Raw genomic sequence first — 11,416 nt, forward strand, 5'->3', positions numbered from 1 at the left:
TACCCGGTGGCGCTGCGCTTACCGGGCCTACGGGAGAGCATGTGGGCCGGGTAAGGCGCAGCGCCACCCGGCATGTTTTCACGCACTGCTCCAACCGCCGCCCAGCGCTTTATACAAATCAATTTGCGCCAGCAACAGGTTGTTTTTCACCTGTACCACGCTGGTCTGCACCGAGAACAGCGTGCGCTGCGCATCGAGCACATCCAGATAAGAAGAGTATCCGTTGCGGTAGCGGTTTTGCGCAATCCGCAGCGTCTCCTGCGCGACCGCCTGCTGTGCCAGCAGCTCGGTAAGCTGTTCCTGATAGCGGGTGATGGCATCAAGGCTGTCATTCACCTCAGCAAACGCGTTACGCACGGTTTTTTCGTAGCTATACAGAGCCTGATTCCGCTGGGACTGGGAGATATCCACCTGCGCATTCAGCGCCTGACGGTTCAGCAGCGGCGCAAGAATACTGCCGCCCACGCTCCAGAGCTGTAGGGGGTTATCCAGCAATCCCGACAGCGTGCGATCCTGCACCGATCCCGTGGCCGTGAGGTTGATTGACGGCAGCAGGCTGGCGCGCGATGCCGCCAGCGTCGCGTCTGCCGCAATCAGCTGACGTTCCGCCTGAACGATATCCGGGCGCCGGTTGAGTAGTGTCGACGGCAGCTGGGAGGGCAGTTTCAGCGGCGTCAGGGCATCAAAGCTTTCACCGCGCGCAACGTCACCCGGGTTGCTGCCCAGCAGCAGGCTAAGCGCATTTTCCTGCTGTGCAATCTGGTGCTGAAGCAGTGGAACCTGGGCGCGGGTGGCGCGCAGCTCAGAATCCGATTGCATCAGCTCAAGGCGAGAGCTGTATCCCGTCTCAAATTGTCGTTTGGCGAGATTGAACGCCTCTTCACGCGACTTCAGCGTGGATTGGGTAACGCGAAGCTGTTCATCCAGCGACAGCAGGGTGACATACCCGGAGGCCACCGATGATGCGACGGTAAGATCAGCCGCCGCTGCCGCCGCCTTTTGTGCCTCCAGCGATGCTTCAGCGGCACGGGAGGTGCTACGGTTTACGCCCCAGATATCCACGTCGTAGCTGGCGGTCAGGCTGCCTTTGTACAACGTACCGTATACCGGAAGCCCCGTGGCGGCGGACTGCGAGCGTGCGCGCGTCCCGGTCACGCCCGCGTCAAGCGACGGGAACAGACTGCCGTCGGCGGCGAACACCCGGGCCTGGTACTCGTTAATCCGCTCGCGTGCAATCAGCACGTCGCTGTTGTTCTTCAGCGCCTGATCCACATAGCGGTTCAGATTGCTGTCGTGAAAATTTCGCCACCAGAGCTGCTCTGTCGGGCTGGCTGGCCCCGACGTCGCGCGCCACTGGGCCGGTATGTGCAGGGACGATTTGGCGGGCTCAACGTCAACCGACTGGCATCCCGCCAGGATAGCCATCATCAGCAGGCCGGCTATCGGGCGAAGCGTCATTGTTTCGCCTCCCGCGTGTCGATGGTCACCTGCACCGACATGCCAGGGCGCAGCAGCCGGTACGCCTCCGGCTCACCGAGTACTTCAATGCGTACCGGGATGCGCTGGGCGATTTTAACAAAGTTGCCCGTGGCGTTATCCGGGGTGATAGCGCTGAACTCGACGCCTGTTGCCGGGGATATGCTCTCCACGCGGCCCTGATAGGCTTTATCGTTTAAGGCATCGACGGTGAATTTCACCGGCTGTCCGACGCGTAAATTCGCCAGCTGCGTCTCTTTGATATTGGCGATCACCCAGTGCTGCGGCGGGACCAGCGTGGTAAGGTGCGTCCCGGCGGCGACGTACGCCCCCAGACGCACTGCAATCTGCCCGAGCTGACCATCACGCGGCGCGACAATCCGGGTGTTTTGCAGATCGATCTGCGCCAGCTCCAGCGCGGCTTTCGCATTCTCAACGTCGGCCTCCAGCGAACCGCGATTGACGATAACCGTTTGTAAATCCTGACGCGACATCTCAAGCGTTGCTTTCGCCTGGTCGATATCGGCGCTCCCCTGGGCGGCACTGGCCAGTGCCGAATCGCGCTCGCGAATGGAAAGGGAGCCGTCCGCGGTCAGCTCTTTCACGCGTTTCAAATCCGCCTGGGTTTTCAGACTTTGGGCACGGGCGTTTTTCAGCGCCGCCTCGTTTTTGGCAATCACCGCTTCCGCACTTCTGCGCTGTTGCAGGTTGTTATTAAGAGCTGCAATTTTCATTGCCAGCTGCGCCTCGGCCTGATGGACGCGCTGGCGATAGATACGGTCATCTATCTGCAACAGCAGCTCGCCTTTTTTAACCTGCGCGAAATCCTGAACATGGACCTCGGTAATGTAGCCGTTTACCTGAGGACTGATGAACGTAGTCTGGCCGCGCACGTAGGCGTTATCGGTAAACTGGGCATGACGCGTGAACGGGGGCAGCTGCCAGGCATAAAGGATCACCAGTACCCCGACAATGCCGATAGCCGCGGCGGTGAAAATGGACACGACGCGCACGTTTTTACGGGTGTTGGCCTGCTCTTTGGCGGCATCCTGCTGACTCATAACCTCTCCTGAAAAATAGTCATTACTTGTTGCCAGTGGCGTTCTTAAGGGCCATACGGGCGGTGATGCGCAGGCGCAGCAAGCGCCATAAAATCCAGACCAGCGTGGCAGTGGCAATGCTCGCCGTCAGGAGATAAGTATCGTTGTAAGCCAGAATATTTGCCTCAAGCGCCGTCACCGTCTGGAGCTGGGTAATGGCCTGGGTTCCCAGCAGGGAACTGTCGCCAATCAGGCTTTTGTACATCTGGGTGTAAAGCTGAATGCGTTCGTTCACCAGCGGGTTAAGGGTGGTGAGCTGGTCAGCCAGCAGGCTGGAATGGTACTTCTCGCGCCAGGTCTGGAAGGTGCCGAGGATCGCGGAACCCAGCAGGCCCCCAAGGTTCTGACTCATGCCAAACATCACGGAAAAGCTGACCAGGTTGCGCGGGTCGGCGATCACCCCGCCAATGGCTGCCAGCATCGCAGGCGCGAGGAAGAAAGAGCTGCCGAAGCCCAGCAGGAACTGGCTGAAAATAAGCTGATCCGGCCGGGTCAGGTTGTTGGACTGGCTGTCCAGCAGCGAGGCGACGATCATCAGCACCAGCGAGGTGATTATCGGCCAGGCCAGTTTAGTGGGCTTAATCGTCAGACAGCTGGTGACGATACCGCAGACGATCCCGGCGAAAATAGCCCACGCCAGATGGGTCATCTGTTCATTCTGTAGGCCCACATATTGCAGCCAGCCGATGACGCCCGTGTTCTGCTCCGCCAGTACGATGCGGATCAGCAGCATAATCAGCCCCAGGCGTACGATGCTGCCGCTGGACAGCCAACGGGTATTAAGCAGCGGGTTGCTGCGGTTATGTTCAAACACGATCGCAGAGACAATCAGCACCAGCGAGAGGGCCAGCGCCCAGCCGATCCACGGCGATTCAAACCACCAGTCCAGACGCCCTAACGAAAGAACCGCGCACAGCAGCGCCATGCCGGGCGCAAGCAAAAAAAAGGTGATGAAATCTTTCTTCTCGAAGACTTTGCGCCGATCGCCCGGCGGCAGCTTTAGCACCATCACGCAGGCCAGGGAGATCAGGGCCAGACCCAGCTCGAAGAAGTACAGCCCGCGCCACTCATCAAGCTGTAACAGCTCGGTGGAGAACAGCCGCGCCAGCGGGATCGCCAGGGACGACCCGGTAATGCCAATGGTCAGCGCCTTCAGTCGATGCTTCGCGGGCCAGGCCTGTATCTGGTAATAAATGCCGAGCGAGCTGAGCGCGGCGGCGACCATCCCGTGTGCCGCCCTTACCATCAGCGCCGAGCTAAGATCGTTCACAAACAGGTGGAAAAAGGTGACCAGCACATACAGCACCAGGAAGCCTTCCGTAAAGGCGCGCAAACCGTACTGCTGGCGAAACTTTACCAGCAGCAGGTTGATGGACACGTTGGTCATGACATAGACGGCAGGCAACCAGGCGATTTCAGTCGACCAGGCGCCAAAAGTGCCTTGCAGATTTTGCAGATTAGCGGTGACGACCGCGTTACCCAGCGCCCCGGTCAGACATACCAGCAGGCCGACCACGCCATAGGCGATCCGTTTTGGGGTTGGATGTTCCGGGGTGGAAGGGGAACCCAGCAGGGCGGGTTTCTCGTGTGGCTGCCACTCGCGAGGAGCATAAGGGTCGCGTTGGGGCAGGCGCATAACGTGGTTTACCTTTCAAAATGTTGAATTGTGAGCGGGCTAATGATTCTAAGGCTGACGCAAATCATAATTCAAGTGAATACGATTTTCTCAAGTTAATCAAATGTGAGTGCTTTTTGAGAACGTTCCAGCCCGTTTTTTCAGCATTCATGCCATAGCATGACGCGCAGAAAGGGGGATAATCGATGGCTCTGTATGCTGTAAGGAGGTAACGATGACAATGGCACTTTTCCCCTGTCTGCCTGGCACAACCCTCGACGCCGTGAATACCGTTGGGGCGTGGCTTGCTCAGGACGACTATCAGGACAATCAGCCCGTTGATCTGGTGATTCTGGCGGGTAATGCGGTGATCCCCGCGATTGATGCTGCCTGTAAAAACGCGGCTGAACAGGGTGTTCCTCTGATCATCAGCGGCGGGATCGGTCACTCGACGACCTTCCTCTACGCCGCGATTGCGAAACACCCCCGCTATAACAGGATACCCACCACCGGGCGGGCTGAGGCAGCTATTCTGGCCGACATCGCCCGTGAATTCTGGAACATTCCGGCTGAGCATCTTCACGTTGAGGATCAGTCGACCAACTGTGGTGAAAACGCCCGCTTCAGCCGGGCGTTGATGAAACAATCCGGACTGAACGCCGCCCGGGTGCTGGTGGTGCAGGACCCGACGATGCAGCGGCGCACAATGGCTACGTTTGCCCGCGTATGCCGCGACGAGGCCGCAGCGCCCGCATGGGTGAGTCATCCCGGCCTGACGCCCGTGCTGCAAAACAGCGACGACGGTCTGGTATTTAGCGGCCCGGTCGAGGGGTTATGGCCGGTAGAACGTTACCTGTCGCTGGTGCTGGGTGAATTTCCGCGACTCAGGGACGACATCAACGGCTACGGTCCGGCGGGACGTGATTTCATTGCCCATGTTGATATCCCTGCCGACGTGGACGCCGCGTGGCAGATCCTGCGAAACGACGTCATTCTCACCGACGCGCTGGTGAGCCGTTCTCTGCTGTAATGCTCTTGCCCGTTTGCGCCATCTTTTACGCAAACGGGCAGCCTTTGTTGCCGATTTGTGATTTTGGAAACGGGCTGACCCGTATCTTTTATGAGATATCTCACAAAAACAGACTCATAGAGTAGGCAATTGCCCCGGTAATTATAGTTTTTAACAATAAGTTTACTTGTTAAAAACAGTGTGATTACAGGAGCAGGTTATGACAGTACCCGTACAACATCCTATGTATATTGATGGACAGTTTGTTGCCTGGCAGGGTGATGCATGGATTGACGTGATCAATCCGGCCACGGAAGAGGTCATTTCCCGTATTCCCGACGGCACCGCCGAGGACGCCCGCAAAGCCATTGACGCGGCAGAGCGCGCGCAGGCTGGCTGGGAGGCGCTGCCAGCCATTGAACGCGCCAGCTGGCTACGCAAAATTTCCGCCGGGATCCGCGAGCGCGTCAGTGAAATCAGCGCGTTGATTGTGGCCGAAGGCGGCAAGATCCAGCAGCTGGCGGAAGTGGAAGTGAACTTTACCGCTGACTATATCGACTATATGGCCGAGTGGGCGCGCCGGTATGAAGGGGAAATCATTCAGAGCGACCGTCCGGGCGAGAATATTCTGGTGTTTAAGCGTGCCCTTGGCGTCACCACCGGCATTCTGCCGTGGAACTTTCCCTTCTTCCTGATTGCCCGTAAGCTTGCACCCGCGCTGATCACCGGCAACACCATCGTTATCAAACCGAGCGAATTTACCCCAAACAACGCCATTGCGTTTGCCAAAATCGTCGATGAGATTGGCCTGCCGAAAGGCGTCTTTAACCTGGTGCTGGGCCGGGGTGAAACCGTCGGACAGGAGCTGGCCGGGAATCCGAAAGTGGCGATGGTCAGCATGACCGGCAGCGTCGGGGCAGGTGAAAAGATCATGGCTGCGGCTGCGAAAAACATCACCAAAGTGGGGCTGGAACTGGGCGGTAAAGCCCCGGCCATCGTGATGGACGATGCCGACCTTGAGCTGGCCGTGAAGGCCATTGTGGATTCACGCGTCATCAATACCGGGCAGGTGTGTAACTGCGCGGAACGTGTCTATGTCCAGAAGGGGATCTACGACCGCTTTGTGAATCGTCTGGGCGAGGCAATGAAAGCCGTCCAGTTTGGCAATCCGGCTGAGCGAACGGATATTGCCATGGGGCCGCTGATCAACGCCGCCGCGCTGGAGCGCGTGGAGCAGAAGGTGGCGCGCGCGGTGCAGGAGGGGGCCAAAGTGGTCCTTGGCGGTAAAGCGGCAGAAGGTAAAGGGTATTTTTATCCCCCAACGCTGCTGCTGGACGTGCGTCAGGATATGGCCATCATGCACGAAGAGACCTTTGGCCCGGTGCTGCCGGTGGTGGCTTTCGACACCCTGGAAGAGGCCCTGAACATGGCCAACGACAGCGACTACGGTTTAACCTCGTCTGTTTATACGCAGGACCTGAACGTCGCCATGAAAGCCATTAAGGGGCTTAAGTTCGGCGAGACCTACATTAACCGTGAAAACTTTGAAGCGATGCAGGGCTTCCATGCGGGCTGGCGGAAATCCGGTATCGGCGGGGCAGATGGTAAACACGGTCTGAATGAGTATTTGCAGACGCAGGTGGTCTATTTGCAGTCGTAATCAGGAGCCCCCTCCATGCGAGGGGGTTCACATTTTCAGGAAAGGTGGTTATGTTGGCGCGATAATGGTTATTTATCGGGAAACAACATGCGCACAAAATATACGGGTCTGCAAATCAGCATTCACTGGCTGGTTTTTCTGTTAGTTATTATGGCCTATTGCGCCATGGAGTTCAGGGGATGGTTCCCGCGAAGCGATCGTCCGCTCATTAATATGATCCACGTTTCCTGCGGGATCAGCATCCTGGTGCTGATGGTGGCGCGCCTGCTTATCCGCCTCAAATTCCCGGCTCCGCCTATTCAACCGAAACCAAAAGCGATGATCACCGGGCTGTCCCATCTGGGGCATCTGGTTATCTACCTGCTGTTCATTGCGCTGCCGCTGATCGGCATGGTGATGATGTATAACCGGGGAAATGACTGGTTTGCGTTTGGCCTGACGATGCCGCATGCGGCGGAGGGGAATTTTGACCTGGTGGATACGCTAAAAGCGTGGCACGTGACGCTGGCCAATCTGGGATATTTCGTGATTGGTTTGCACGCCTTTGCCGCGCTGATGCATCACTATTTCTGGAAAGATAACACGCTGCTGCGCATGATGCCGAAAAAGCGTCAGTAACCGATAATGCCCTGCAAACCCGCAGGGCATTTTTTGCGGCTTATTGCAGTTGCGCGCGCTCCTGCGCCGTTAAGTCCAGTTCCTGAGTTGTACCCGTTTCTGAAGATTTTACCGCCGCTTCCAGCACCGCCATCACCGCCAGGGCTTCCACCGGCGGGACCGGGTTGTCAATCTTGCCGTTCAGGCCATCGCGCACGTTTATATAGTACTGCCGCTGGTCGCCTTTTGGCGCAGGGATAGCGCTGGCTTCACCCTGGGCATTAAGCAGCACCATAGCGTCGCTGTCTTCACCCCAGCTTTCGCTACCCGGAATGACGCCTGCCAGCAGCTGGGTTTCCTGCTGATCGATGCGTGCTTTCACCACGCTAGCCTTGTCACCGTGAATGGTAAAGCGGGACACGCCGCCCGCCACCAGCATGCTGCAATGGAGGACCACTTTGTGTTCCGGATAATTCAGCACCACGTGCGCCCAGTCGTTAATCTCCGCGCCGTCACGCAGGGTGGCGATGTTGCCCTGTACCGACTGCGGCAGACCAAAAAGCTGTAGCGTCTGGTCAATCATGTGCGGGCCTAAGTCGAACCACAGGCCGCTACCGGGAACGTTTTGCTCTCTCCAGCGCACGCGAACCTCCGGGCGGAAACGATCGATATGCGACTCAAAATGTTTCACCTTGCCGATGCTGCCTTGCGCAATCACCTGCTTAATGCCGAGAAAATCGCTGTCCCAGCGGCGGTTATGGAAGACAGAAAGCAGCAGCTGTTTTTCTTCAGCCAGCGCAATCAGATCCCGCGCTTCCTGCATATCCAGCGTGAACGGCTTATCCACTACCACATGCTTGCCGGCATTGAGCGCCAGGGTGGCCAGCGGCGCATGGGTCGTGTTAGGGGAGGCGATAACCACCAGATCGATATCCGGGTGCTGAATGGCCTCTTCCGGCGTGGCGACAACGAGCACGTCCGGCAGATCGCGTTTCACTTTCTCTTCATCCCGGGATGAGATCACCGCCAGCTTCAGGCCGTCAACGGACTGGATCAGCGGGGCATGGAACGTCTTACCCACAAAACCATACCCGATCAGCGCAATATTCATTGTCTTCACTTTATTCATGACCTTCTCCACGTTAATGTGCGCAAACGGTAACCTGCACGGCGCTATGGTCCCCGAGCTCTGCCCAGGGACGATCTAAAAACAGTTGATGAATCTCGGATAACCCTGACACCAGATACGGTTCGCACTGGTTGAGTTTTAGATGGTCGGCGACTACCCAGTGCGCCTGGCTTGCGGCCAGCATGGCACGCTTCACTTCGGCATCCGCCTCCTGACTGGCGCTCAATCCGAGTTCGGCATGGATGGCGCATGCGCCAAGGATGGCAATATCCGCCCGGTAGCGAGAGAGCAGCGAAAGGGTGGCGCTTCCGGCAAACAGGCGCTGTTTCTGATCCCACTTTCCACCGAGCAGGATCAGGTCGATACCTTCCCGATCGCTCACCTGTTGGGCGATATCAAGAGAAGGGGTGATGATGGTCAGCGGCCCCTGAAGGAAAGAGGCAACGGCCAGCAGTGTGCTTCCGGCATCCAGAAATAGCGTCGAGCCCGCAGGCACGCATTGCGCAACCTGTTTACCCAGCCGCTGCTTGATTTCAGGCAGCAAGGTATTCCTGCTAACCCGGTTCATCGTCGAGAGATTCAGCGCGATGGCGCCACCATGGTTTTTTTGTGCCAGTCCCTGTTTTTCCAGGTCGGTCAGATCGCGACGGATGGTGTCCGCTGAAACCTGCAATCGATCTGCCAGCTCGGTAATGCTGGCCTGGCCTTGTTCAGTAATGATATCAAGCACATATTTCTGTCTGGCGGTTTTATGCATGGGCGCAGTATCCTGCAAAATGTCGCAATACTTCGCATTTTACAGCATTTTGCAGAAAAGGGAATCGGGACAGGCGCGGGATGTTATCCAAGAACAGTTTAATGTTGTGATTATTGATATTGCATTAATCAGTCATAAAAAGCATGTATGTATCTTTTAGGTATGTTGTTATCGCTATGTTTTACTTAAAAATTTGGCTTAAGCTGCCACATTCCAGTGCCTAATTGATATTTATAACTAATTTGTAATTATAAATTAGTGCATATATCTAATAATTTTTGTTTTTAAAGTAAAATAATCCAGTTTTATTCCGTGGATTACTTAAATTGACATTTCTTTGAAAATCTTTGTGTCTGATTCGGGGTGAAATTAACGCAAAAATGTACACCGGGGTATTTTAGAATTTTCTTTAGATTACAGGGGGTTTATTTGTTTCATCTGAAAGGTCTTTTATAACGTTTTGTCCAGAAACCCCATCTTTTTTCTTATTTGTAACAACACATTAACATTGCGGGTGTGGTTGCTTATATCACATTTTGTTATGCTGCGAATCACTAAATATTTAAGTAAATTCTTAAAAGAAAAAAAGGGATTGAACGGCTCTCATCTCAATTGAAATGGGTTAGGGGAACTCTTGCCCGGAATTAATGGAGAAGGGGCAATGGATTTCTGGCGAATTATTTGTACCTCTTCCTGGGTATTTATTTGGCTATCACCTGGAGTCGGGGGATATTATGAAGATGAAATGCAATAACAGGTTACTCAGATTATCTGCCTCCCTGACCTTAATTTCGTTGGTGGTGACTGCGGCTAATGCAAATAACGGCCAGGCGGGGATATCTCCCGTTGCGGCAATGACGATGAAAGAAAGTATTCTTTTCGCTCTCGATCGCGACCCCTCGGTGAGTCAGCAGGCGGCACAGCTGGGGATCGGCCAGGCACAAATAGACGAAGCGCGCAGTGGCTGGATGCCACAAATAGCCCTGAACGGGAGTACAGGTCACAGCCAGACCACCGATTCAAGCGGCTCGTTGCGAAATTCCGCAGCCTGGGGCCTGAGTCTGACGCAGCTGGTGTACGATTTTGGCAAGACCAACAACAGCATCAGCCAGTCTTCAGCTCAGCGTGACAGCTATCGCTACCAGCTGATGAGCACGATGTCTGCCGTCGCGGAAAAAACGGCGCTCAGCTATGTGGAAGTGAAACGCTACAGCGATCTGTTGCAGGCGGCAAAAGAGAACGTGCAGGCGCTTAAAAACGTTGAGCAGCTGGCAAAACTCCGCGCCGACGCCGGCGTAAGCTCCACCTCTGATGAGCTTCAGACCCGCACCCGTATTGCCGGGATGCAGGCGACGGTAGAGCAGTACAATGCGTCCCTGAACAGCGCCCGCGCGCGGCTGGCGGTATTAACTGGCATACAGGCTGAACGCTATTCACCGGTTCCGGGAGGTCTGGCCGTGGAACCGGATTCTCTCAATCGGATTGATTATTCACTGATCCCAACGGTGATGGCCGCGCAGAACATGGAGCGTTCAGCCCAGTACGGCGTAGAAACCGCGAAGTCTCAGCACTGGCCGACCTTAAGCCTGAAAGGGGGCCGCACCCGCTATGAGTCGGATAATCGCGCGTACTGGGATGATCAGATCCAGCTCAATATTGACGCACCGCTTTATCAGGGCGGCGCGGTCTCGGCGCGCGTCCGTCAGGCCGAGGGCGCAAGGGCAATGGCATCGTCTCAGGTCGATCAGGCCCGTTTTGATGTCCTGCAAAAAGCCTCCGTCGCACAGGCCGACTGGACCGGGGCGCGTGGACGAATTGAAGCCGGGAAACGTCAGCTGGAAAATGCGTTGCGCGCCCGCGATGTCTACAAAAATGAATATACCCTGAGCAAGCGCAGCATTAACGATCTGCTCAGCGTGGAGCAGGATGTCTGGTCTGCCACCTCCGCGAAAATAATGGCTGAATACGATGGCTGGAGTGCGGCGATTAATTACGCCTCCGCGGTGGATAATCTCATGCCGCTTATCGGAATAGAGAAAAACGCTGCCGCGAAATTACCTGATTTAAGTTAAA

Annotated in this window: 9 protein-coding genes; 4 read left to right on the forward strand and 5 right to left on the reverse strand. The window is 56.0% G+C overall.

Going from position 1 to position 11,416, the window contains the following annotated elements:
* Window positions 1–78: 78 nt before the first annotated feature.
* From O1724_RS11330 to O1724_RS11340, 3 genes are read right to left on the reverse strand one after another with little or no spacing between them, the layout of a single operon-like run.
* On the reverse strand, window positions 79–1,458 hold the full coding sequence (locus O1724_RS11330; RefSeq protein WP_023324614.1) for an efflux transporter outer membrane subunit: 1,380 nt from the start codon (window positions 1,456–1,458) through the stop codon (window positions 79–81).
* Window positions 1,455–2,537 carry an HlyD family secretion protein gene (locus O1724_RS11335; RefSeq protein ID WP_003857294.1) on the reverse strand — a complete coding sequence of 361 codons (1,083 nt, stop codon included), beginning with the start codon at window positions 2,535–2,537 and terminating at the stop codon, window positions 1,455–1,457. The genes O1724_RS11330 and O1724_RS11335 overlap by 4 nt, the downstream gene beginning before the upstream one ends.
* Window positions 2,538–2,559: 22 nt before the next feature.
* Window positions 2,560–4,212, reverse strand: coding sequence for an MFS transporter (locus O1724_RS11340; protein WP_372645809.1), 1,653 nt, complete (start codon window positions 4,210–4,212; stop codon window positions 2,560–2,562).
* Window positions 4,213–4,426: 214 nt separating this feature from the next.
* Here O1724_RS11340 and O1724_RS11345 point away from each other — a divergent pair, with 214 nt between their 5' ends.
* The 3 genes from O1724_RS11345 (at window position 4,427) to cybB (ending at window position 7,478) form a co-directional block, all read left to right on the forward strand.
* Window positions 4,427–5,221 carry a YdcF family protein gene (locus tag O1724_RS11345; protein ID WP_072202968.1) on the forward strand — a complete coding sequence of 265 codons (795 nt, stop codon included), beginning with the start codon at window positions 4,427–4,429 and terminating at the stop codon, window positions 5,219–5,221.
* A gap of 199 nt (window positions 5,222–5,420) precedes the next feature.
* On the forward strand, window positions 5,421–6,860 hold the full coding sequence (aldA, locus tag O1724_RS11350; RefSeq protein ID WP_032658358.1) for an aldehyde dehydrogenase: 1,440 nt from the start codon (window positions 5,421–5,423) through the stop codon (window positions 6,858–6,860).
* 87 nt (window positions 6,861–6,947) lie between these two features.
* Window positions 6,948–7,478 carry a cytochrome b561 gene (gene cybB, locus O1724_RS11355; protein ID WP_003857288.1) on the forward strand — a complete coding sequence of 177 codons (531 nt, stop codon included), beginning with the start codon at window positions 6,948–6,950 and terminating at the stop codon, window positions 7,476–7,478.
* Between the two features lie 40 nt (window positions 7,479–7,518).
* On the opposite strand, the gene O1724_RS11360 is transcribed toward cybB, so the two are convergent.
* The gene (locus O1724_RS11360) at window positions 7,519–8,586 is read right to left on the reverse strand and encodes an oxidoreductase (RefSeq protein ID WP_126297284.1); all 1,068 of its coding nucleotides are present in this window, start codon (window positions 8,584–8,586) and stop codon (window positions 7,519–7,521) included.
* Between the two features lie 13 nt (window positions 8,587–8,599).
* Window positions 8,600–9,343, reverse strand: coding sequence for a DeoR/GlpR family DNA-binding transcription regulator (locus O1724_RS11365; RefSeq protein ID WP_032658360.1), 744 nt, complete (start codon window positions 9,341–9,343; stop codon window positions 8,600–8,602).
* 734 nt (window positions 9,344–10,077) lie between these two features.
* On the opposite strand from O1724_RS11365, the gene O1724_RS11370 reads away from it, so the two are divergent.
* Window positions 10,078–11,415, forward strand: coding sequence for a TolC family outer membrane protein (locus O1724_RS11370; protein WP_126297283.1), 1,338 nt, complete (start codon window positions 10,078–10,080; stop codon window positions 11,413–11,415).
* The last annotated feature ends 1 nt before the right edge of the window (window position 11,416 follow it).

The organism is Enterobacter cloacae complex sp. HYC074_NIDB, assembly GCF_056673345.1.

Coding starts and splice junctions, on each gene's coding strand:
- O1724_RS11330 (WP_023324614.1), bottom strand. CDS start 1,458: ATGACGCTTCGCCCGATAGCCGGCCTGCTGATGATGGCTATCCTGGCG.
- O1724_RS11335 (WP_003857294.1), bottom strand. CDS start 2,537: ATGAGTCAGCAGGATGCCGCCAAAGAGCAGGCCAACACCCGTAAAAAC.
- O1724_RS11340 (WP_372645809.1), bottom strand. CDS start 4,212: ATGCGCCTGCCCCAACGCGACCCTTATGCTCCTCGCGAGTGGCAGCCA.
- O1724_RS11345 (WP_072202968.1), top strand. CDS start 4,427: ATGACAATGGCACTTTTCCCCTGTCTGCCTGGCACAACCCTCGACGCC.
- aldA (WP_032658358.1), top strand. CDS start 5,421: ATGACAGTACCCGTACAACATCCTATGTATATTGATGGACAGTTTGTT.
- cybB (WP_003857288.1), top strand. CDS start 6,948: ATGCGCACAAAATATACGGGTCTGCAAATCAGCATTCACTGGCTGGTT.
- O1724_RS11360 (WP_126297284.1), bottom strand. CDS start 8,586: ATGAATAAAGTGAAGACAATGAATATTGCGCTGATCGGGTATGGTTTT.
- O1724_RS11365 (WP_032658360.1), bottom strand. CDS start 9,343: ATGCATAAAACCGCCAGACAGAAATATGTGCTTGATATCATTACTGAA.
- O1724_RS11370 (WP_126297283.1), top strand. CDS start 10,078: ATGAAGATGAAATGCAATAACAGGTTACTCAGATTATCTGCCTCCCTG.